This window comes from Candidatus Palauibacter sp., from assembly GCF_965208055.1.
GTDB lineage: Bacteria > Gemmatimonadota > Gemmatimonadetes > Palauibacterales > Palauibacteraceae > Palauibacter.
Map to the genome: position 1 here is coordinate 3,484,525 of NZ_CBDBNY010000004.1, position 21,958 is coordinate 3,506,482.

At 69.4% G+C, this 21,958-nt stretch carries 21 protein-coding genes and 1 pseudogene; 16 read left to right on the forward strand and 6 right to left on the reverse strand.

Annotation, left to right across the window (positions count from 1 at the left end; all coding sequences use genetic code 11):
- The first annotated feature begins 81 nt into the window (after positions 1-81).
- Positions 82-513 carry a Co2+/Mg2+ efflux protein ApaG gene (gene apaG, locus ACOGXI_RS15295; protein ID WP_419939681.1) on the forward strand — a complete coding sequence of 144 codons (432 nt, stop codon included), beginning with the start codon at positions 82-84 and terminating at the stop codon, positions 511-513.
- Positions 514-530: 17 nt separating this feature from the next.
- The gene (locus ACOGXI_RS15300) at positions 531-1,160 is read left to right on the forward strand and encodes a TenA family protein (RefSeq protein WP_419939682.1); all 630 of its coding nucleotides are present in this window, start codon (positions 531-533) and stop codon (positions 1,158-1,160) included.
- Here ACOGXI_RS15300 and ACOGXI_RS15305 read toward each other — a convergent pair.
- Entirely contained in the window at positions 1,157-2,536 is a 1,380-nt protein-coding gene (locus ACOGXI_RS15305) for a sigma-70 family RNA polymerase sigma factor (protein ID WP_419939683.1), read from the reverse strand. The genes ACOGXI_RS15300 and ACOGXI_RS15305 overlap by 4 nt on opposite strands.
- A 215-nt stretch (positions 2,537-2,751) precedes the next feature.
- Between ACOGXI_RS15305 and ACOGXI_RS15310 the strand changes: the two genes are divergently transcribed.
- The 3 genes from ACOGXI_RS15310 to ACOGXI_RS15320 all read left to right on the forward strand — a co-directional run bounded on the left by ACOGXI_RS15310 (position 2,752) and on the right by ACOGXI_RS15320 (position 4,627).
- Positions 2,752-3,234: a hypothetical protein gene (locus ACOGXI_RS15310; protein WP_419939684.1), complete on the forward strand. Its 483-nt coding sequence runs from the start codon at positions 2,752-2,754 to the stop codon at positions 3,232-3,234.
- A gap of 29 nt (positions 3,235-3,263) precedes the next feature.
- On the forward strand, positions 3,264-4,340 hold the full coding sequence (locus tag ACOGXI_RS15315) for a hypothetical protein (RefSeq protein WP_419939685.1): 1,077 nt from the start codon (positions 3,264-3,266) through the stop codon (positions 4,338-4,340).
- 152 nt (positions 4,341-4,492) lie between these two features.
- Positions 4,493-4,627: an LPXTG cell wall anchor domain-containing protein gene (locus tag ACOGXI_RS15320; RefSeq protein WP_419939686.1), complete on the forward strand. Its 135-nt coding sequence runs from the start codon at positions 4,493-4,495 to the stop codon at positions 4,625-4,627.
- A 140-nt stretch (positions 4,628-4,767) separates the two neighbouring features.
- On the opposite strand, the gene ACOGXI_RS15325 is transcribed toward ACOGXI_RS15320, so the two are convergent.
- Entirely contained in the window at positions 4,768-7,113 is a 2,346-nt protein-coding gene (locus ACOGXI_RS15325; RefSeq protein WP_419939687.1) for a DUF5916 domain-containing protein, read from the reverse strand.
- Between the two features lie 151 nt (positions 7,114-7,264).
- The gene (locus tag ACOGXI_RS15330) at positions 7,265-7,699 is read right to left on the reverse strand and encodes a cupredoxin domain-containing protein (RefSeq protein WP_419939688.1); all 435 of its coding nucleotides are present in this window, start codon (positions 7,697-7,699) and stop codon (positions 7,265-7,267) included.
- Positions 7,700-7,870: 171 nt separating this feature from the next.
- Here ACOGXI_RS15330 and ACOGXI_RS15335 point away from each other — a divergent pair, with 171 nt between their 5' ends.
- Positions 7,871-8,059, forward strand: coding sequence for a DUF378 domain-containing protein (locus tag ACOGXI_RS15335; protein WP_419939689.1), 189 nt, complete (start codon positions 7,871-7,873; stop codon positions 8,057-8,059).
- A 12-nt stretch (positions 8,060-8,071) separates the two neighbouring features.
- Here ACOGXI_RS15335 and ACOGXI_RS15340 read toward each other — a convergent pair whose 3' ends face one another.
- Positions 8,072-9,214 (reverse strand): serine hydrolase, encoded by a 1,143-nt coding sequence (locus ACOGXI_RS15340; RefSeq protein ID WP_419939690.1) that lies wholly within the window; start codon positions 9,212-9,214, stop codon positions 8,072-8,074.
- Positions 9,215-9,455: 241 nt separating this feature from the next.
- On the opposite strand from ACOGXI_RS15340, the gene ACOGXI_RS15345 reads away from it, so the two are divergent.
- The 9 genes and pseudogenes from ACOGXI_RS15345 (at position 9,456) to ACOGXI_RS15385 (ending at position 18,730) form a co-directional block, all read left to right on the forward strand.
- Positions 9,456-9,905, forward strand: a complete 450-nt coding sequence (locus tag ACOGXI_RS15345; protein WP_419939691.1) for a hypothetical protein — start codon at positions 9,456-9,458, stop codon at positions 9,903-9,905.
- A 32-nt stretch (positions 9,906-9,937) separates the two neighbouring features.
- Positions 9,938-11,260, forward strand: a complete 1,323-nt coding sequence (locus ACOGXI_RS15350) for an IS1182 family transposase (RefSeq protein WP_419937292.1) — start codon at positions 9,938-9,940, stop codon at positions 11,258-11,260.
- Positions 11,261-11,482: 222 nt separating this feature from the next.
- Positions 11,483-12,508: pseudogene (locus tag ACOGXI_RS15355) on the forward strand (aspartate kinase); the annotation flags it as partial.
- 63 nt (positions 12,509-12,571) lie between these two features.
- Positions 12,572-13,642, forward strand: coding sequence for a homoserine dehydrogenase (locus ACOGXI_RS15360; RefSeq protein ID WP_419940220.1), 1,071 nt, complete (start codon positions 12,572-12,574; stop codon positions 13,640-13,642).
- A complete protein-coding gene (gene asd / locus ACOGXI_RS15365) occupies positions 13,642-14,715 on the forward strand; it encodes an aspartate-semialdehyde dehydrogenase (protein ID WP_419939692.1) in 1,074 nt (357 codons plus the stop codon). The genes ACOGXI_RS15360 and asd overlap by 1 nt, the downstream gene beginning before the upstream one ends.
- Before the next feature lie 8 nt (positions 14,716-14,723).
- Positions 14,724-15,731, forward strand: a complete 1,008-nt coding sequence (locus ACOGXI_RS15370) for a homoserine kinase (protein WP_419939693.1) — start codon at positions 14,724-14,726, stop codon at positions 15,729-15,731.
- 2 nt (positions 15,732-15,733) lie between these two features.
- Positions 15,734-17,059 (forward strand): threonine synthase, encoded by a 1,326-nt coding sequence (gene thrC / locus ACOGXI_RS15375; protein ID WP_419939694.1) that lies wholly within the window; start codon positions 15,734-15,736, stop codon positions 17,057-17,059.
- 112 nt (positions 17,060-17,171) lie between these two features.
- Positions 17,172-17,672 (forward strand): DUF4399 domain-containing protein, encoded by a 501-nt coding sequence (locus tag ACOGXI_RS15380; protein ID WP_419939695.1) that lies wholly within the window; start codon positions 17,172-17,174, stop codon positions 17,670-17,672.
- Positions 17,672-18,730, forward strand: a complete 1,059-nt coding sequence (locus ACOGXI_RS15385) for an acetamidase/formamidase family protein (RefSeq protein ID WP_419939696.1) — start codon at positions 17,672-17,674, stop codon at positions 18,728-18,730. The genes ACOGXI_RS15380 and ACOGXI_RS15385 overlap by 1 nt, the downstream gene beginning before the upstream one ends.
- Positions 18,731-18,772: 42 nt before the next feature.
- Here the strand turns inward: ACOGXI_RS15385 and ACOGXI_RS15390 are convergent, their stop codons facing one another.
- Together ACOGXI_RS15390 and ACOGXI_RS15395 are read right to left on the reverse strand one after the other, a co-directional pair.
- Complete coding sequence (locus ACOGXI_RS15390; protein ID WP_419939697.1) at positions 18,773-20,083, reverse strand: Zn-dependent hydrolase; 1,311 nt, start codon at positions 20,081-20,083, stop codon at positions 18,773-18,775.
- An 8-nt stretch (positions 20,084-20,091) separates the two neighbouring features.
- Positions 20,092-20,988 carry a DUF4159 domain-containing protein gene (locus tag ACOGXI_RS15395; RefSeq protein WP_419939698.1) on the reverse strand — a complete coding sequence of 299 codons (897 nt, stop codon included), beginning with the start codon at positions 20,986-20,988 and terminating at the stop codon, positions 20,092-20,094.
- Between the two features lie 141 nt (positions 20,989-21,129).
- On the opposite strand from ACOGXI_RS15395, the gene ACOGXI_RS15400 reads away from it, so the two are divergent.
- Positions 21,130-21,948 (forward strand): ABC transporter ATP-binding protein, encoded by an 819-nt coding sequence (locus ACOGXI_RS15400; RefSeq protein ID WP_419939699.1) that lies wholly within the window; start codon positions 21,130-21,132, stop codon positions 21,946-21,948.
- Positions 21,949-21,958 lie beyond the last annotated feature (10 nt).

A 21,958-nucleotide genomic window follows, 5' to 3' on the forward strand; every position in this document is an offset into this window, starting at 1 on the left:
CGGCCCAAACAAAACGATGCACTGATACTGTGCGGCGCGAGACGTGGCCCGCGCAACGGTGACGGCGTATCCTCGGGTCGAATGATCTCCAACCAGACCCCGTCCGATCCCGGCGCCCCGCCCATCGTCCCCGATGCGATGGCGATTCACGTGCGGCCGGAGTACGCCGCCGAGCACTCGGATCCCGCGGCGTGGCAGTACGTCTTCGTGTACCACATCACGATCGAGAACGTCGGGGACGAGACGGCGCAGCTCTTCTGGCGCCACTGGTTCATCCACGATCCGATGGCGGGAGACCACGAGGTCGAGGGGGAGGGCGTCGTCGGACAGTCGCCCGTGTTGAGACCGGGGGACTCGCACTTCTACAACAGTTTCTGCGTGCTGCGGGGTCCGACGGGCCACATGGAGGGGTTCTACCATTTCCGGCGCCGGGACGGTTCCGTCTTCCGCGCCCCGGTCCCGCGTTTCCACTTCGCCGCCCCGCCCGAAGCCGTGGGGACGCTCTTCAACTAGCGAGGGCTCCGAGACACATGGCGGAACCGCTCCACCAGGCGCTCTGGGCCCGGAACGCCGGCCTCGCCGACGCCTGTCTGCGCTCCGCGTTCGTTCGCGGCCTCGCCGATGGATCGCTCCCCCGTGACGCCTTCCGCCGCTACGTGGCCCAGGACGCGTTCTTTCTCAGGGCCTTCTTCAGCGCCTACGCCCTCGCCGCCGCGCGCGCCGCGGACCGCATCGAGGTCGCCCGCCGGCTGCACGCCCTGATGCAGGGGGTCCTCGATGAACTCGAGCTTCATCGCGCCTACGCGGAGCGACTCGACATCGATATCGAGTTTGTCACGCCCAACGCCGCCGCGACGGGGTACACGGACTTCCTCGCCCGCACGGCCTGGCACGCGGAAGCCGGCGAGATTCTCGCCGCCATGACGCCCTGCATGCGCCTCTATGCCTGGCTCGGGCAACAACTGTCCGCGGCCGACGTCGAGGGGAACCCGTACCGGGAGTGGATCGAGACGTACGCCTCCACGGAGTTCGAAGCCCTCGCCCGGGAACTCGAGGAACTGCTCGATGAGCTGGGCGCAGACATCCCGGGCGAAGCCGCGGCCGCATACGGCGAGGCGATGCGGCACGAGCTCGCCTTCTTCCAGGCTTTCGGGCGTTAGGGTGCGCCCCCGGCGATGGCGTCGGCGACGTAGTCCGGGCCGCCGCGCCGTTCGATCTCGCCGGGCGTGCCTCCCAGTTCCCGCCTCACCACGCGCCAGTACGGCGAGGCGCCGGGGAATCCGAGCGCCCGCGCCACCGCGCCCCGGCCGTGGCGGCTCCACCGGGCCAGCCGCTCGACGTGGTATATCCTGGCGAGCGACAGCAGTCGGTGCGGGGCGGGCAGCCCCGAATCCTCGCACCACCGCCGCAGCGTCCGCGGCGGGAGCCCGGCGCGGACGGCCAGACCGGCGACCGAACAGGGTTCCACCGTGTCGCGGACAACCACGCCCAACGCCCGGTGCATCCGGCGCGGCGTCTCCTCACGCAGGCGAGAGAGCAGGAACTCCGTCTCGTGGCGGTCGCTGGCCCGAAGTACGGCGCCGCGGACGTGAGGCGGGTCGTCGTCCACATCCCGTCGCAGGACCGCGACGCACTCCACATCCCTCGCCAGCGAGCCCCGGAACCAGGGACCGTCCACACGCCCGTGAGCGATGATCGGGCAGTTCGGGAAGTCCTCGTGCAGAGTTTTCAGGTCGGCGGACCAGTCGTCTCCGTCGCGGGACTGCGCGTCCAGAAACGTGGGGCACCCCGGAAGGCGGTCGATCAGGTTCCGTAGCTCGGACCAGTCCGAGGCGAACCACACGCCGTCCAGGAGTCCGCCCAGCCGGTCGTCCTCGACTCCCCGCCGCACATGGTCGCGCGCATCCGGGTTCGGCTCGAGCGCGAGAACCGGGACCTCGCCGGACGAGGGTGCGAGTCCCTCCGCCGCCGCCGAGGCCGGCCATCGCGAGGACGGACTCCAAGCCGCCAGACAGGGGTCGTTCCTCATCAGGTGCACCCCGCAGCGGACCAGGCGCCGCACCGCACCCGCGGGCAGACCCAACTCCTCGCCCGCCTCCCGGTAGTCCAGACCGTCGAAACAGCACAGCGCGACCGCTGCCCGCTCGTCGTTCGACAACCGTCCCGCCGCCGTCGTCAGCGCCTCGTTCGCCTCGGCGCGCTCCACGAGATCGTCCGCCGAAGGCATCTCGGCCCGAATCTCGCGACACTCGTCAAGGCCCACCCAACCGCCGGCCGGATCCGCGCGTCTCAGCGACCGGCACCGGTTCTCGGCCACGACGCGCGCCCACGCTCCCACCGACCCGCCCTCCCTTCGGTACTTCGGCAACTTGTCGGCGATGCGGAGCAGGCACTCCTGGGCCAGGTCCTCCCTTTCGTCGCGATCCCGCGCGTAACCGGCCGCGACTCCGCGTACGACCGGCCATAGAGCCTTGAGCAGCTCGTCCGTCGCCTCGACAGGCGCCCCTCCGTCCCGGTCGGTCCCGGCGGGCCTCATCTTCCCGTTCCACCTCCGTTCGCGGTTCGCTCCGTTCGTATCACCGCCCGCTCCGGAAGGTTCCCGCCGAACGGCCGCCGACAGCGAGTGGCCGATTCTGCCCATCATGCGTTCGCCCCCGCGGCGTTTACGTAATGAAGGAACAAGGTCAAGGAGTGAGAGCCTCGATCCGCGGGGGCGGCAGGCTCACACCCAACAGCGGGAGGAGCTAACCAATGCGTAACTTGATGAGATTTGGCCTCGTGGTTTTTTGCGGGTTCGCTGGAGGTCTCGCGGCCCCGGACCCCGTGGTCGCGCAGGACTGCGCCATGTGCAAGAAATGCAGCGACTGTGATCGCTCCGAGTACGGCGCCAGTTCGTGCGATTTCAAGGGCGAGGGCGAAGACGGGAAGGGGTGTTGCCAGATGACCGGCGAAGTCTGCAATCCCACTCTGTCGCTCAACGTCGCCGGCACCGATCTTCGGCTCGCGCGCGTTGACCACGAGCAGACCCTTGTGGCGCGTCTTGAGGACAACGTCTTCGGAACGTGGACCTGCGGGGACGGGTCGTTGCGGGTGGCCTATCGCGAAGTGAACGGTGGTGCGTTGATTGAGATCGATGGAGCGGAACTGACGGTTCTCAAGGAGAGGTATCCGCTCAAGACGTATGTCGGGCTCCTGGGCGAGAGCCGCGCGACATACGCAGCGTCGCCATCGTGATGGGCTGGCTTCCAAGCGGGATCGCCTCGGTGGCGATCCCGCTCGCCGTCTTCACGCTCGGGGTTCCCGCGGCCGCCGCCCAGAACGGCCCGGCATCCGGGCGATTGACACTGACGGTGACCGAGGTGTGGGCTGCGGACGGGTATTCGCGTATCGAACGGGTCTCCGACGTCCGCGGAGTCGCGGAAACCCCGCTCGGGACCGTGTGGGTCGCGAGTGCGGCGGAGATCCTCGCCGTTGATCCATCGGACCCGTCCGGCGCACGCGATGTCATGATCGCGGAAGGGAAGGGGGACGGACCGGGGGAGCTTCATAGTGCCCATAGCATGGCCATCACGCCCGACGGCCATGTGGCCGTCCACGACCTCGGCCGCGACGCGATCGAAATATACTCCGCCGCCGGGGAACCGCTCCAACGCGTCCAATTGCCCTTCAGCGTCTACTGGCCAAAGGGGTTCGCGGTCCTGGCGTCGGGCGACTTCGCGCTGAGCGGCGGGGTGCCGTGGATCCAGGCCGGGGTTCACCACTTCAGCGCCGCGGGCAAGCACCTCGGCAGTTGGGCCGACGCCGCGCAGGTCGAGGATTGGCTTGCCCGGGTGGTCGGCACCGGCGGCGCGCTGCACGCGTTGCCGGACGGCTCGCTCCTCTACTCGAACGGTGCGCCGCACGCCGTGGTTCGTTACGAAATCCCGCCGGTCGGTGCCGATGGCGACGAGCCTTCGGGCCGGATCGTCTCGCAGATGCCGGACTTGCTCGAGGCGCCGGGGGACGCCGTGCTTGTAAAGGGCGTCAACGAGGAGGGGGTATCGTACACGTCTTTCGCCGCCGGGTATCCCCAATCCCACGCCGTGTTCGGGCTGGGCGATGGCCGGGTTCTCAACGTGATCCGCCGCCGAGGTGAAGACGGCGATCGCGAAACGTTGTGGCAGCTGTTCGAACGAAGCCCCGAAAGCTCCGGTGCGGCCACTCACGCCCTCGTCGCCGAACGGGTCGTTGACGTGTCGTACCGTCTGTGGTTCCTGTGCGACAACGGTGATGTCCTCGCGTCCCGGTCGGACGCGATGGGGGTGGACACCATCGTCCGCCTGCGGCTGACCGTGAGCTGAAACGCCACGCCGCGGTGTGGGCCGCGAGTGGCCGATTCTGCACATCACGCATTCGGCCCCGTGGCGTTTACGTAATGAACGGACAGGTCCGGAGTGGACGGGGTCCGTCAGTGCGAGCTTTGTACAAAACCCTTCAACCATAGGGAGTTGTGATGAATCGAATTGCTCCAGCGTTCAAGACGGCGTTCTCGGTGGCGGCGCTGTCGCTGCTGCTGTCCGGGGCGGCTCTCCTCGTGTCGCAGCGCCGGCGAAAGCGCCCGGACGTGCGCGATCTGCCTCTACACTGAAGCTGAAGTGCGGGTTCACGGATCCGCGCAGGAAACGGGAGGGCTCGATGAGTAACGATTTTGGCCGGATGGATGGTGCGGGTCCGCAACTCGGTCGTTCGGGGAAGCGACGAGCGGCGCCCGTTCGCCACGCCCTTAAGTCAGAATCGGTAGGTGTAGTTGAGCTTGATCGAGGCGCCGCGCGAGAGGGTCCTGAAGTCCATCAGTCCCATCTGTTCCGAATCGTCCGGCGCGTCGAGCAGCCCGGACTCCAGGTTTCGCCAGTTGTGGGTGTAGACGAGGAAGAGGTCGTTCCCCGGCTTCAGGATCCAGCGGAAGCGCATGAACAGCCCCAGCACGCGACTCACATCGTCGTACTGGAACTGGTTGGTCACGCCGATCCAGGGGGTCGGGTCCCATGAACCTTCGAGGCGATAGAGGTTCGTGACGAAGTCACCCTGCGGCAGGTTCACCGCGTTGCGCTCGTAGCCCGTCTCCAGGTTGATGCCGGGGTTCGGCCGGAAGTTCGCGTTCAGGTCGACCCGCACCCGGTCGCCGTTCCAGAAGCCTCCGATGTTGGCCCCGCCGCGGACCGAGACGGGACGGCGACTCGTCGTCCGGCCGCGGATCTGGTAGTCCCAGGTCGTGTAGTCGCCCGGCATGATGTCGATGCCGTCGCGGATCTCGAACTGCCGGTCGAGGAATTCGTACGTCCGCACCGCCTCGAAGCTCAGGTTGTCTCCGCTCTCGAAGTCGATGTCGAGCACGTTCAGCTGCAGCTCCTGCTCCTCGAGGATCATGGACCCCATCTCCCACAGATTCCTCAACTGGACCGACACCTCCACCTGCCGGATCCAGTCGATGGCCGGACGGGGAGACCAGCCGATCCGCGGCTCCACGCGGCGGAAGTCGTTCCGGGACACGAACCCGACCGCCGGACTGTAGTCGTCGCCGAATTCCCGGTAGGAGACGTGCCCCGACCACAGGTCGTTGGGGAAGTTGATCCGGCCGCCCCAGGCGGAGAGGTCCTGGAAGCTTCGGGACACGGCCGGGTCCGGATTCGAGTTCCAGACCATGAACGCCTCGGCCTCGAAATTCTTGTTCCCGAACAGGCTGTTGGTCCGATAGTCGAGGTCCGCGCCGAGCGTGTGCCGGTCCGCGGGGGCGAACCCCGTGGAGTCGAGGGCCGTGCCGCGGCGTGTGTAGATGGCGCCGATGCTGGACTGTTCGAGAATCGGAACCCGGGCGCGCGCCACCGTGAACGTCTCGCGTTCGAAGAGGACGTGGTCTTCCGGCGGCGGATCCGCTGGATCCAGTGGCACCCCGGTCTGGACGAACGAGTGCGCGCCGGTCCCCATCTGGTAGAAGCCGAGGTCGACGCCGTTGAGCTGGCCCGTGAGGCGGACGCCGTAGTCGATGGGGACCTGCTGGCCGCCCTCGATCCCGATCCGGCGCGAGAAGAAGGGCTGGGGGCCGCTGCGGGGGGCGAACGTGAACACGCTCGATCCCTCGAGGAAGAAGTCGCGGCGCTCCGGGAAGCGGAGCGGGAAGCGCGTGAGGTTGACGCGGCGCTGGTCGCTCTCCACCTCGGCGAAGTCCGTGTTGACGCTGAAGGAGGCCCGGAGGCTCGGAGTCACGCTGTAGTTGAGGTCGAGGCTTACGTCGCGCGGGAACGTCGTCGGGTCGGCGTCGCCGGGGGTGTTGCGCCAGCTGCCGATCCCCGAAGCCACCGCCTCCAGGCCGATGCCCTGCGAGAGATCTTCGAGTCCCGTCAGTTCGCCCGCGAACACGAGGCGGTTCAGTCCCTCGTTGCGCCCGTATCCGCGCCACAGCACCTCCTCGTTGTGGCGCCGGATCGAACGCAGGAAGTTGATGCCCCAGCTCCCGCCGTCCGGGACGAAGTTCAGGGTGCGGAAGGGAATCCGGATCTCCGCGGACCATCCGTCGGGGCGGCGTGCGGTGCGCACCTCCCAGATCCCGTCCCAGGACCGGTTGACGCCGCCGAATCCGCCTCCCCCTCCTCCCCCGCCTCCGCCGCCGGTGCCCGTGATGAGTCCGTCGCTGAGGGCGCCGGCCGCGTTCGTCTCGAAATGGTAGCCGGTGCGCCCGTCCCGGAACGTATCGAGCACCCAGGCGAACCGGTCGTCCGTGAACAGGAACGCGTCGCGCGCGCGCTGCCGGGCGAGGATGTGATCGGGCTCGTCGAACAGAATCGCCGCGATGTACAGGTTGTCGCGATCGTAGGCGATGCGGACTTCGGTGGGGTGCGTCGGGGCGCCGCCCTCGATGGGTTCGCGCTGCCGGAAGTCGCTGATCGCCTCGATGCGGCCCCACACCGACTCCTCGATACGTCCGTCGAGATCGATGCGCTCGTCGTCGGTCAGCCGCGTGGCCTGAATGGTGGAGCTGCTGTCCTCCTGAGCCGCAGCGTCGCGAAGTCCGCAGAGAAAAAGTCCTGCAAGGGCGAGAATCGGCCCCAAGAGCCGAACGTGGCGTGCGCGTGTCATCGGTGTCCGCTGTATCCGCGTCGGTCCCGGGTGGTGGCCGTCCAATCTCGACCGAGGTTGAAGCGAGGTCCAGAAAGACGACACGCGCGTCGCGGGCAGGGTTGAATCGGAGGCGGGTCGAATCGGGAAGGGCGGCTAGCGGATCGGTGCGTCAGGTGACGACGATGCGGGCTCCGACCATGATGCTCGGGTGCGTCGCGCAGTAGTACATGTACGTGCCCGCCACGCTCGGCGTGACGGTGAAGGTGTCGTTGTGGCCGATCGTCCCGCTGTCGAAGGCCTGTGCGCCGGACGGGACGTCGGTCGACGTCACGGTGTGAGGGTTCGCGCCCATGTGCCGCCAGCCCACCGTCTCGCCGCTCCGGATCGTCACCTCCGCGTCTCCGTTGCGGCGCCCCGCCGGGTCGACGAAGGCGTTGTCCTCGATGTTCACGGTCACGTTCGCGCCCGGCACCGGACCGGGGGGTGGGGCCGGCGGAGGCGGTGGCGGCGGCGGTTCCGGGCCGGATCCGGGTCCGGCGCCGTCCCCGCAGGCGGCCACGGCGAGCACGGCGGGAAGAGCGGCAACGAACGTGCGACGTCTCAAGAAAGCATCCTTTCGCCTTGCGATCGGCTCTGCGAATCAGCCCTGCGAACCGACCTTGCGAAACCCGATCGGTCTTCGTGCGTACTATGACTTCGTACCATGCCGGGTCGCCGGACCGGGTTCCGCGCCCCGCCGCCGGACCGCGCATCCAGGTTCAGTCGGGAGAGATACATGAACGGCAAGAGTTGTAAAAGAGTAGCGAACGCGCTGCTGCTGGCCGGCGCCCTCAACTGGGGACTGATCGGCCTCTTCGGATTCAACTTCGTGGCCGCGGCATTCGGCCCCCTCGCCCGGTTGGTGTACATCGCCGTGGGCTGGGCCGCGCTGTACCGGATCTTCGCGAACGGCAACCGCGACTAGCGGACGGGCGACCTACTCACACGGGGCGCCGAAGCGTCGCGCGAGCGCGACCGCGGCGCCCCGCCCCCGGTATTCCTCCCCAAAATAGTCGTACAGCAGGCGCGTCGTCTCCGCGATGGTGCGCTCCCGCCTCCAGGTCGGGCGCCGCAGCGTGTTCACGAAAACGGACAGGATCAGGTGGCCCGCGCCGTTCGGCAGCGCGACGATCCCGACATCGTTGATCGCCCCTCCCATCGTGCCCGTCTTGTGCGCGACGAAGGTCGAACTCGGCAGCCGCCCGCGCATGCGCCCGGACCCGGACCGCGACCGATTCAGAACGTCGAGGATCCAGGCGCGCGATTCCGGACTCAGGCCGGTCCCGGTCTGGATCGTGAGGAGAAGATCCGTCATCCCGTCCGGCGTGGCCGTGTCCCGCGGGTCCGTCCCGTACCGCTCGCGGGCGGCCTGGCGGTGCGCGTCGGGCAGGGCATCGCGCAGCCGGAAATACTGGTAGCGATACAGTTCGCTCTCCGGGATGGTGTCCGGGAGTCCCACCAGGTCCGCGAACGTGCGGGCTTCGGAGCGGTCGACCCGCACGCCCTCGATGCCGAGTCGCCGCACCTGACGCGTGGCCGCCTCGGGACCGCCCGACAGGTTCAGGATCACATCCGTCGCCGTGTTGTCCGACTGGCCCAGCATGAGCGAGAAGAGGCTGTCCACCGTGAGGCGCACCGATCGCGCTCCGGACCAGGCCGCGAGTGGACTGTGCCCCGGCCGGAACTCCTCCGTCGTGACCACGACGGTTTCCGCCGGATCGATCTCCCCCAGGTCGACGCGGCGCAGGAATTCGAGCGCCATGGGGACCTTGGAGACGCTCGCCATCGGGAAGGGACGGTCTCCGTTGAACGAGACGCGGGCGCCCGATTCGACGTGCAGAGCCGAGATCCCGACGGCGTTCCCGACCCGCCTTGCGATGCGGCCGAGGGCCTCGCCGATGGAGTCCGGCACCGTACACGCGGCCCCCGGGGCGAGCGTCTCGGGGATCGGGACGTGCTCCAGGTCCTGACCGTCCGCCCCGCCGGGTGCCAGGAGCAGGAGAAGGGCGAGCACAAGAGTCCCGCCCGCGCTCCCGGACGCTCCCCGGCCGCACGCCGCCCCCGACAAGCTATTGAACACTCGCGCTCGACATGCTCTTGGTCTCCTGGGTTTGCGAGATCCCGTGGGCGCCGTCCGTGTTCCTCTGAGAATGATCGACACCCACGAAGCGTTGCATCGACGTGCCGCGCCAACCGCGTAGCGGCGGGGTGCCCCGGCCCGTAGTCTGTTGCCCCGTCGTCCCCCGCCTTCGATGAAGAGACTCGTTGGTCGCCCATCTCGACAGCCAATAGCCACTCGGCAGGTACATTCGGGCAAGTACATGAAGATCCTCAAGTTCGGCGGTTCGTCCCTCGCCGACGCCGGCCGCATTCGAGCTGCGGCGCGCGTCGTCATCCGGCAGATCGATGGTAGCCCGCGGAATGGTGCCGTCGTCGTGTCCGCTATCGGCGGGTTGACCGACCGTCTGTTCGCCCTCGCAGCCGCCGCGCTCGACCCCGCCCGGCGCGCGGAAGCGGCCTCGGCGGTGCGAACGGTGCGCGCGGAGCACCTCCGGCTGGGGGAGGAGGTGGCGGATTCGCGGCATCGGGATGCTCTCCTCGCCCGCCTCGGCCTGCTCTGCGACGAGCTCGCGGCGACCGTGTGCGAAGGCGCGGAGGCCGCCGGGGCTAGGAGCTTGCGCCGTAGAAGCCGATGGTGCGGCGCGGTTCGGCTGGCTATGGTGATGCCGTGCTGTGACGGGTTCACGTTCGGCGCGGGGAGTTGGCGATGAGTGCGAGGTCTCTACCGTACGATCCGGAGAGGATGAGGACGAGGTTCCGTCCGTACGATCCGGACCAGCAGTTGCTGCTGCCTCAGGATCTTCGTGAGTGGGTGCCGGCGGGGCACTTGGCGCATCATGTGAGCGATCTGGTGGACGCGGCGGACCTGTCGGCTTTCTACGCGCGTTACGAGGGGGACGGGCGGCGGCGGAGTCCGTACGATCCGCGGATGATGGTGAAGGTGCTGGTGTACGGGTACGCGACGGGGGTGTTTTCGTCTCGGAAGCTGGCGCGGAAGCTGGAGGAGGACGTGCCGCTCAGGATGCTGGCGGCGGGGAACTTTCCGGCGCACCGGACGCTGTGCGAGTTCCGGAAGAGGAACCTGAAGGCGTTCGGTGCGTTGTTCGCGGAGGTGGTGCTTCTGGCGCGGGAACTGGGTCTGGCGGGGTTGGGCCGGGTGGCGGTGGACGGGACGAAGGTTCGGGCGAACGCGAGCAAGCGGAAGGCGATGAGCTACGGGCGGATGGGTCCGGAGGAGGCGCGCCTGGAGGCGGAGATCGCGGAGTTGCTGGCGCGTGCGGAGGCGGCCGACGCGGAGGAGGACGAGCGGCACGGGGAGGACGTTCGGGGCGACGAGCTGCCGAAGGAGTTGAAGCGGCGGGAGGACCGGCTGGCGGCGATCCGGGCGGCGCAGGCTCGTCTGGAGGCGGAGGCCCGCGAGCGCGACGACGCGCGGGGCCGGGAGCCGGAGTGGGATCGCAACCCGAAGGGGGGGAGTCCGTACAAGCTGGACTACGGGGAGCCGGAGGCGGACTCGCAGACGAACTTCACGGATCCGGAGAGCCGGATCATGCGGACGAGCACGGAGGGCTACCAGCAGTGCTACAACGCGCAGGCGGTGGTCGACGGCGAGAGCCAGCTGGTGTTGGGGGCGGAGGTGACCGACAACGCGAGCGACCAGGGGCAGTTGGTGGAACGGGTTGACGAGGTGTCCGGGCGGTTGGGGGAGACGCCGGGCGAGGTGCTGGCCGACGCGGGCTACTCGAACGAGGAGGACCTGGCGGCTCTGGATGCGCGGGGGATCGACGGCTACGTGGCGCTGGGCCGGGAGGGCGGGGCGGCCGCGGAGCCCGACCCGGAGACGTGCCCGGCGAGGGCGCGCATGGCGAAGAGGCTGAAGACTCCGGAGGGCCGGGCGGTGTACGCGAAGCGCAAGTGGATCGCGGAGGCTCCCATCGGGTGGATCAAGGAGGCGATGGGGTTCCGGCGGTTCAGCATGAGGGGCCTGGAGAACGTGCGCGGCGAGTGGGATCTCGTGTGTCTGGCGCTCAACGTGCGGCGCCTCCACATCCTTCGGGCCGCGTGAGGGGCCGGAAACCCGTGTCGGGCGTTCCCCGGGGCACAAGAAGGGGTCCGCGACCCCGCCCGAACGCCGCCCGCCGGGCCGTCTCCCCGCCAACAACGCGTTCCCGCCCGGAAAACGACCGATACTTCGGCTCGCGGGACCCCGCGGGCGGCATCCGATCGCTTCCGCCGCGCTCCTGCGGCGCAGGCTCCTAGGGGCGGCTGCCGGGCCACAGCGACGAATCGCGTCGTTTGCCACGGCGAACTTCTGTCGGCGGAACTCGTGGCCGCGGCGCTCCGAGCGGAGAACATGCCGGCGGAAGCCTGCGATTCGCGGGCCTTCATCCTGACCGACCTCTCGTTTCACGCGGCGAACGTCGATCTTGCGCGGACATCGGCCGCGGTCGCCAGCTACTTCGGGTCGCTGGGGCCCGACGCGCCGCTACAGGTCATCACGGGTTTCCTGGGCAGCGGTCCGGACGGCGCAACGACAACCCTGGGACGCGGCGGGTCCGACCTCAGCGCGTCCCTCGTCGGCGCGGCCATCGGTGCCGACCGTATCGAGATATGGACCGATGTGCCGGGCGTGATGACCGCCGATCCCCGGCGGGTGGAGGACGCGCGCCCGATCGGAAGACTGACCTATGAAGAACTGATGGAGTTGTCCCATTTCGGCGCGAAGGTGGTCTATCCGCCGACCGTTGCTCCTGCCCGACGGCATGGGATCCCGATAGTGGTTCGCAATTCGCTGGAACCCGATCGGCCCGGGACGCTGATCGAAAACGCCGGGAGTAGCGACCGTGTTCGCGATACCGCCGTCACCGGCATCACATCGATCGGCGACGTTCACCTGCTGCTGCTCGCGGGCGATGGTCTGATCGGTGCGGCCGGTGTCGCGGGAAGGCTGTTTGACGCCTTGGCCTCCTGCGGCGCGAGCGCGATTCTGATCTCGCAGGGATCGAGCGAACACTCCATCTGCCTCGCCGTCGAACCAGGCCTGTCCGAAGCCGTCCGGCGCGCCATCGATGCCGAGTTCCAGCCGGAAATCGAGGATGAATCCGTGCGCCCGACGACCATCGAACGAGACCAGGCGATCATCGCCGTGGTCGGCGACGGGATGAGACACCGGCCCGGCATTTCCGGCCGCGTGTTCGGCGCCCTGGGGCAGGCAGCCGTGAACGTCAGGGCGATCGCACAGGGTTCCTCCGAGCGCAACATCTCGGCTGTGGTGGCGCGAGCGGATCTCGACCTGGCCGTGAGCTGCATCCACCGCGAGTTCTTCCGGGGTCCGGCTTCCGAGAGGCTGGCCATCTTCGTGCTCGGCGTGGGCGGCGTGGGCAGCGCATTCCTGCGTCAGTTGAGCGCGGCGCGTAACGCGCCGGGGGGACGAGGCATCGATTTCGAGTTGCGGGCAGTCTCGAACTCCCGACACATGCATCTCGCCGGCGGGGCCGGAAGGGAACTCGATCCCGGGGCCGCTCACAGCCCCGAAGGCTGGCGCGAGCTTCTGGAGGAGGAGGGAGGGGTAGCCGATCCGGGCCGGCTTCTGGATCATCTGGGAGAGGCGGCGGCCGGCGGCGGTCGAGCCGTGCTCGTGGATCTTACGGCGAGCCCCGGCATGGGCCGGGTCTATCGCCACGCGGTGGCACTCGGCGCGGCGGTGGTGAGCGCGAACAAGCTCCCCTTCGCCGGCCCCATCGAGGACTTTCACGCACTGCGCGCGGCCCGACAGCGGGCGGTGTTCCACGAGGCCACGGTCGGCGCGGGTCTTCCAGTGCTGCATACGGCGGATCTGCTGCTGCGCGCCGGAGACCGGATCGACGTAGTCTCGGGTGTGTTTTCCGGCACGCTCGCGTACCTCACCGCGGAGTTGGCCGCCGGGACGGCGTGGAGCGAAGCCATCGGCCGGGCGCATCGCCTCGGGTACACGGAACCGGATCCCCGCGACGATCTCGGCGGCATGGATGTGGCTCGCAAACTGCTCATTCTGGCTCGACTCTGCGGCTTCGACCTCGACCTGGAGGACCTGGACGTGCGACCGATGCTCGACCGGCCGGATCTGGCCGGACTTCCGCTCGAGGAATTCTGGCGGCGGCTCCCCGAGACCGATGGAGAGATGGCGGACCGTTTCGCGCAGGCCAGGGGGGACGGCCGCGAACTCGCCTATCTTGCCGAACTGGACGTCCGCGGCCCGGCGCCCGCGGCGAGGGTCGGATTGCGGGCCGTGCCGCGCGACCATCCCGCCGCCGGCCTGACGGCCACGGAGAACATGTTCATCTTCCGCAGTCGGCGGTATGAGATCCGTCCCCTCATCGTGCGGGGACCGGGGGCGGGCGCCGAGGTGACGGCCGCGGGCGTATTCGGCGACGTCCTCCGCGCCCATGCCGAGCGGAGGGTGGCGTGATGAGCGACCCGAAGACGCATCCGTGCCCCCGCATTCCGGTGGCGGTGCTGGGCGCGACCGGCACCGTGGGCCAGCGGTTCGTCCGCCTTCTCGCCGACCACCCGTGGTTCCGGCTGGAGGCCCTCGCCGCTTCCGAACGGTCGGCCGGCAAGTGCTACCGGGACGCGGTGACCTGGGTCCAGACGCAGCCGCTGGACGAGAGGGTCGCCCAAATGACCGTCCGAACCTGCGAACAGATCCTGGATGGCCGTCACGAGCTCGTCTTCTCGGCGCTCGGAGGCGATGTCGCGTCCGAGGTGGAGCGCGAGTTCGCGCGGCGCCGTCTCGTCGTCACGAACGCCAGTGCCCACCGCATGGACGCGGACGTGCCGTTGCTCGTACCCGAAGTCAACCCCGATCACCTGGATCTGCTGGCCGCCCCCGCCGCGGGCGCGCGGCTGCCTGCGGGGATCGTCGCCAACCCCAACTGTTCGACGATCGGACTGGTGCTCGCGCTCAAACCTCTGGCCGATACCATTGGCATTGATCGGGTGTCCGTCGTCACCATGCAGGCGGTGTCGGGCGCCGGGCTGCCCGGTGTCTCCAGCTACCAGATCCTGGACAACGTGATTCCGTGGATCCCGGGAGAGGAGGAGAAGCTGGAAATCGAGACCGGGAAGATTCTGGGCCGCGTGGAGGGTGGGAGGATCGAGCCGGCCGCCCTGGCGGTCTCGGCGCAGTGCAACCGCGTGCCGGTCGTCGACGGCCACACGCTCTGCATCTCGGTCGGGCTCCGCGCGCCCGCGCAGCTCGACGAAGTTCGGGAAGCCTGGCGTGCGTTTCGGGCCGAGCCCCAGGCGCTTGGCCTGCCGTCCGCTCCCCCGCGGCCGACGGTCTATCTGGGCGACGACGAACCACCTCAGGCGCGCCTGCACCGCGAATTCGGGAAGGGCATGGCGGTCACCATCGGTCGACTCCGGGAGTGCCCGGTCCTCGATGCCCGTTTCGTCGCGCTCTCCCACAACACGCTCCGGGGCGCGGCCGGCGGCGCCGTGCTCGCCGCCGAACTCGTCGTCGCCCGCTACGGGCGCTGAGTCGCCGAATGCGGCGCTTCGTCCGGGCCTTCGCTCCCGCCTCGGTGGCGAATCTCGCCTGCGGCTTCGACATCCTGGGTCTGGCGCTCCAACCCCTCGATGGCGGGCCCGCCGGCCTCGGCGATGTCGTTACGGCCTCCCGGCATGATCAGCGGGAGGACTCTCTGCGACGGGACCCGGTCACCATCACGGCGATCGCCGGTGACGCGGGCGAGCTTCCCCTTGCGTCCGACCGCAACACGGCCGGCGTGGCCGCAACGGCCCTCCTGCTGGGCGAGGCCCCCGACACGGCCGTGACCCTCGAGATCGAGAAGCGCATGCCCCTGGAGAGCGGGCTCGGCTCGAGCGCGGCAAGTGCGGTGGCGGCAGTCCTGGCCGTCGATGCGCTGCTGGGGCTCGACCTGCCGCCGCAGACGCTGCTCCGCTACGCGGTGGCCGGCGAAACCGCGTCCGATGGCGGTACGCACGCGGACAATCTCGCCCCCTCGTTGCTCGGGGGCCTCGTTCTCGTGCGCTCGCTGGAGCCCGACCCGGATGTGATTGAACTCCCCGTGCCGCCCGGCCTCACATGCGCGGTGGCACGCCCCCACCTCGGGGTGAACACGCGCCATGCCCGCGCCGCGCTGGGCGACCAGGTGCCGCTCCGGCACGCGGTCACCCAGTGGGGCAACTGCGCGGCGCTTGTCGCCGCGCTCTACCGCGGCGATCTGGAACTGCTCTCGCGGGCGCTCGCCGATGTGGTGGCCGAGCCGGCACGGTCGCCGGCCGTACCGGGCTTCGCCGCCGCGAAGGCGGCCGCGACCGCAGCCGGAGCCCTGGGGTGCAGCCTTTCGGGGAGTGGGCCCGCGATGTTCGCCCTCTGCGACGGCGCTGCGCGGGCCCGGGAGGTCGCGGAAGCGATGGCGGCCACGCTCCGGGATGCCTCCGGCCGCGAGTGCGATCGTTGGGTCGCGCCCCTGCCGGCCCCGGGAGCGCGAGTGATCGAAGACGCCCGGAGCTCGCGGGACCGGGACTGAGCGTGCGCTTCGTCAGCACCGAAGGGCGCACCCCGTCCGTGACGTTGAGCGAGGCGCTGCTCGAGGGTCCGGCCCCGGACGGCGGTCTCTACGTGCCGGAGAGGCTCGATGCGCTGGCGGACGCGGCGGTCTCGGCCCTGCGCGGCCACCCGTTCACCGCCATCGCGCTGTCCCTCGGCCGCCGGCTCTTCGGCGCCGAGGTGTCCGTCGAGGAACTTGCCCCGCTCCTCGAAGCCGCGCTCGATTTCCCGGTGCCCCTGGTCGAGATCGAGCCCGGCGTGTACTGCCTGGAACTCTTCCACGGGCCCACGCTGGCCTTCAAGGACATCGCGGCCCGCGTGATGGCCCGCCTCCTGTCCCGCTTCGTCTCCGCCGGCCGGCCCACCACCACCGTGCTCGTGGCCACCAGCGGGGACACCGGCAGCGCCGTCGCGCACGCGTTCTCCGGCCTGCCCGGCTTCCGGGTCTGCGTACTCTACCCGCGCGGCCTCGTCACCGAGGCCCAGCGCCGGCTGTTCACGACACTGGGCGGCAACGTGACCGCAGTCGCGGTGGACGGGACCTTCGACGACTGCCAGCGCCTCGCGCGCCGGGCCTTCGCCGATCCCGATCTGCGCCGCCGCCGGCCGCTGGCCTCGGCGAATTCGATCAACATCGGGCGGCTGCTGCCCCAGGTCTTCTATTACTTTCACGCGTGGGCGCAGCTTCCCGACGCGGTCGCGGGAGCCCGCCGCGCCGACCTGGTCGTGTCGACTCCGAGCGGAAACTTCGGCAACCTGACCGCCGGCCTGCTGGCGAAACGGCTCGGCCTCCCGGTCAGCCGGTTCGTAGCGGCCACGAACGTCAACGACGTCGTGCCCCGCTACCTGCGGACCGGCCGGCTGCGGCCGCGGACATCGACGGCTACGATCTCGAACGCGATGGACGTCGGCGACCCGAGCAACTTCGCGCGCATCCTGCACCTCTACTCCGGCGGCGATGACCCCCTCGCGGCGCTACGGCGAGATGTCGCCGGGCATGCCTTCGACGACGCGGCCACGCGCGCCGCCATGCGCGATGTGTACGAGAGACGCGGTTACCTGCTCGACGCGCATACGGCGGTGGGGTACCTGGGCCTGAAGGCGGAACTCGAAGCCCGCGGCGGCACCGGGATCGTTCTCGCGACCGCGCATCCGGCGAAGTTCGTCGATGTAGTGCGCGACGCGGTCGGCATCGACCCGTCGGCGCCTCCGGCGCTCACACGCTCGGCGGCCCTGCCCGAGCGGATCGTCACGATCCCCGACGAATACGGGGCCCTGCGCGACCTCCTGGACGGGATGCGGCAGTAGGCGGATCCCGAGTGTCGGGAAGGGGGCACATCTCGCGTCGGCGGGTCAGTTTGCCTAATCTGCGGTTACTGAAGCCGTGTCTCATCGCCGCATCGTTCGTCCAGGAGGTTTCATGCGTTTCCCCCGCCCGAGCTGGATCCCCGTTGCCCTCATCGCCCCGCTCGCGCTCGCCGTAGCCTGCGGTGGCGGAGAACAAGCCGACGCCGACGCGGATATGGCCGAAGCGATGCCCGAAGAGATGGCCGAGGAGATGCCGGCCGAGCCGGCGGTCACCGTGCGGATCGCGCAGCCGGAAGAGGGCGCGACCGTGGGCCCGGACGTGCAGGTCGTACTGGAGACGGAGGGGATCGAGATCGTCTCGATCACGCCCCCCGTGGTCGGTACCGGCCACCATCACCTCTACGTGGACGTGGACCTGACGCCGCTCTCCGACCTGATCCCGCAGAACGACCCCCAGATCATCCACATGGGGGATGGGAGCACCGAGTACATGCTGGAAGGGCTCGCGCCCGGAGAGCACCGGCTCATCGCGGTCGTGGCCAATCCGGCGCACATTCCGCTCGATCCGCCGGTGGTGGACACGCTTCACTTCACGGTCGCGAACGAAGAGTGATGGCGGCCGGCAGAGTCTGCGTCGGGAGGTCGCTCCTCGCGCTCCTCTCGCTCCTCTTTGCGATGGGCTGCGCGCCCGATGGCGGGACCGACTCCGCGGCGGCGGTTCCGGGCGGCGAAGAAGGCGAAGAAGGACGACCGCCCGCACCGCAGGCCCAGCACACGCTGACGGCGGACCAGACGCACAACCGCTGGAGCCGGACGATTCCGCCGATCCTGACCGTCGAGCCGGGCGCCGTCATCGAGGCGTATCTGGAGGAGGCGTCGGACCGGCAACTGACACCGATGTCGACGGCCGAGGATCTCGCCACGCTGAGCTTCGATCCCATCCACCCGCTGACCGGGCCGGTGTACGTCGAAGGCGCCGAGCCGGGTGACCTCCTCGCGGTCACGCTGCACGAGATCGAACTCGGCGACTGGGGCTGGGTCGCGAACGTCCCCGGATTCGGGTTCCTGTCGGACCGGTTTCCCGATCCGTATCTGAGGATCTTCGAGTTCGAGCCGGGGGATACGAGCGTCGGTTTCGCGCCCGGGATCCGGATACCGCTGCGTCCGTTTCCCGGCGTGATGGGGGTGGCGCCGGACACCGACTCGATGCTCGTCACCATCCCGCCCCGCCAGAACGGCGGCAACATGGACGACCGCGACCTGGTCGAGGGCACGACGGTGTACTTCCCGGTTCTGGTGGAGGGCGCGCTCTTCTCGCTCGGCGACCCGCACATCGCGCAGGGGGACGGCGAAGTGGGCGGCACGGCGATCGAGGGGCCGTTGCGCGTCGTCTACGAACTGGAGGTCATCAAGGGGGCCGGGCCGATCCCGTCGCCCCACTACGAGACGGATGAGTTCTACGCCGTGACCGGCTTCGCGCCCACGATCGACGAGGCGGCCCGGAACGCCGTCGAGGCGATGATCGACTACCTGGTGAGTTCGCGGGACCTGTCCCGCCAGGAGGCCTACCAACTCGCTTCGATGGCCGGGGACCTCAAGATCTCCGAGGTCGTGGATGTGCCGAACATGCTCGTCGCCATGCGCATCTCGAAGGATGTGATCGGCAACTGACGGGCGGCCCCGGCCAGGGAAGGTCTGCGGGCGCGCCCGGGGTCAGAGGTCGCGCGCGTCGACCGCGAGCAGCGTCCGGAGCAGCACGTTCGTGCCCGCCGTGATCTGATCCGGCTCCGTGAACTCGAGTGGCGAGTGGCTGATGCCGTCGCGGCTCGGCACGAAGATCATCCCCACCGGTCCCAGCAGCGCGACGCTCTGCGCGTCATGGCCCGCCCCGCTCGGCATGCGGAGCGCCGTGAGCCCGAGGTCGAGGGCCTCCGCTTCGATGATGTCGCGGAGACGCGGGTCGGTCGGAGCCGCGCGGCTCTCGTAGAACTGTTCGATGGCGACCGTCGTGCCGTCCGCCGCGGCGATCTCTTCGGCGCGCGCCCGGATCGCCCGGAAGACGGCGTCGATCCCGGTCATGGCGAGGTCGCGGATCTCGAGGCTGAAAGTGACCCGGCCGGGGATGACGTTGGGCGCCCCGGGCTCGGCGGCGAGCTGGCCGACCGTCGCCACGTGCCGCCCGGGCAGTTCCCGCGCGGTCACGTGCACCGCATCGATGATGCGCGCCGCCGTCACCATGGCGTCCCGCCGCATGTCCATGGGGGTCGTGCCGGCGTGGTTCGCGAACCCGTCGACGGTCACCGTCCAGCGGCGGATGCCGACGATGCCCTGCACGACGCCGATGTCGAGGTCGCCCCGGTCGAGGACGAACCCCTGTTCGATGTGCAGTTCGAGGTAGGCCGCCAGGCTGCCGGCCTCTCGCCGGGCCGCGGCGAGGTCGGTCAGATCTCCGCCCAGGCGCTGCGTGCCCTCGCCGATCGTGAACCCGCTCGCCGTGACGATGTCGACTTCCCAGGGCAGGGTCTCGCCCGCGATCGCGCGACTCCCGGTTTTGCCGCCCTCCTCGTTAGCCCAGATCGCGAGTTCCAGCGGATGCCGGGTCTCGCGGCCCGCGTCCACCAGCGTCTCGATCGCCTCGAGCGCGCCCATGGAGCCGACCTGGCCGTCGTAGCTTCCGCCCGCCGGGACGGAGTCGATGTGGGAACCGAGGAGGATGGGGGCGAGCGACGGGTCGGCGCCGCGCCGGCGTCCGATCAGGTTGGCGGCCCGGTCCACGTGCACTTCGAGGCCGAGCTCGGCCATGATGTCCGAGAGCCAGGCGCGGGCCGCCCGGTCCTCGTCGCTGTAGGCGAGCCGCGTCGTGCCTTCGGTGGCGCTGCTGAAGCGCGCGAGTTCGCCGAGGCGGCCGTTGAGCCGGTCTCCGTCCACGAGCAGCCGTTGGCGCCCCAGCGCGCGGACCGGCCAGGAGGTGGCCGCCGCCCCCGCGACGCCGAGGGCGAGCGCCCCGAACCGCCGCCGGGACATCGGTCCCATCAGTGGCTGAGGCCGTAGATGATGTAGTTGATGGCGAGTTCGTACGCGTAGGTCGAGCGGTCGATCGGGTAGTACGGGTTCTCGGACCACTCCCACGCGTCGCCCAGATCCGTGTTGTGGTTGATGACGACCATCAGTTCGCCCCGGTCGTCGAAGATCCCGCGGACCGTGGGCGGGCAGGGTCCCCAGCACTCCTCGTAGCGTCCGCGCATGGCGTTGTTGACGCTCGGGACCGTCTTGACCTCGTCGATGTCGTAGAACTGGTGGAAGATCGGATGGTCCAGCGGAATCGGCTCGATCTGACGGCCGGGCAGGATGTGCGACATGTGGTACTCGAAGTTATACCACGCCTCTTCTCCCCAGAAGTCGTCCACCACGAGGAATCCGCCCGCCTCCAGGTAGCCGCGCAGTCCCTCGATTTCGGCTTCGGAGAGGTTCATGTAGCCGACCTCCAGCATGTAGAGGAAGGGGAAGCGGCGCAGTTCGGGGTCGGTGAGCGACACCGGGTTCTCCCACTCGTGCAGGTCCAGCATCGTGAGCAGACGATGGAGGATGAAGAGGAACTGGCGGTCGGCCTTCGGGAAGTCCGTGGCCCAGCTACCGCCCCGTCCTCCCCACCGGCCTCGGGAGCCGGAGTAGATGGCGCGCGTGAAGTAGAAGTCGTGGCCCCATTCCGCCTGCGCCTGGGCCAGCCCCGGTTCGTGCTCGAGGAGCCAGTCGCGCGCGGCCGCCCGCTCGCCGAGATCCGACGAACCGGCCGCGGCGGCCAGCGGATCGGGCGGCGGGTCGGATCGCGCCGCCATGCCCGTCACGGCGGCGGCAACCAGCACCGTGGCCAGCACCGTGGCCAGCGTCGCAACGACGATCGGAGCGGAGGGCAGTCGAGGACCGGTCATACGCTGATAAGGATCGTCGGGGGCCCGCTCGTCAACACCCGAAGACCGATCTTTCACGCCCATCGGGTGCGGCGGTACACTACTCCCCCCGTTTCCCCCGGGGTTCTCCCCGGACGGTCCCGAACCGCGGCAGGCGCCGACATGAACGAGCCCGACGGCCGAGCCAGCGTGCACCTGGACGGCGTCACCCTCCGCTTCGGGGGCGTGACGGCGCTCGAGGACGTGTGCCTCGGCATCCGCGGCGGCGAACTCCTCGCGCTCATCGGCCCGAACGGGGCGGGCAAGACGAGCGTGCTCAACTGTATTTCAGGGCTCTACCGTCCCACGGAGGGAGCGATCACCCTGCGGGACGCGACGGGCCGGTCGCATGCGCTCCACCGCCTGCAGCCGCACCGGATCGCCCGGCTGGGCGTCGCCCGCACCTTCCAGGGCATCGAACTCTTCAAGCACATGACCGCGCTCGACAACATCATGCTCGGACGCCATGTCCACATGCGGGGCGGGGTCCTCTCCGGCGGACTCTTCTGGGGTCCCCAGCGCCGCCGCGAGATCCATCACCGCGTGCGGGTCGAGGAAGTGATCGATTTCCTCAATCTCGAGCCGATCCGCCACGCCATCGTCGGCAGCCTCCCCTACGGACAGCAGAAGCTCGTCGAACTCGGCCGCGCCCTGGCGCTGGACCCCGAAATCCTGCTCCTCGACGAACCGATGGCCGGGATGAACTCCGAGGAGAAGGAGTCCATGGCCCGCTTCATCCTCGACGTGCACGAGGAGTGGGGGGCCACGCCCGTCGTGATCGATCACGACATGGACGTGATCATGGACATCTCCGAGCGCGTGATCGTGCTCGAGTTCGGGCAGGTCATCGCCGAGGGTTCGCCGGCCGAGGTCCGCGCGGATCCCCGCGTGATCGAGGCGTACCTGGGCCACCGCGAATCCGCGGCCGGAGCCGTCTCGTGAGCGTGTCGCG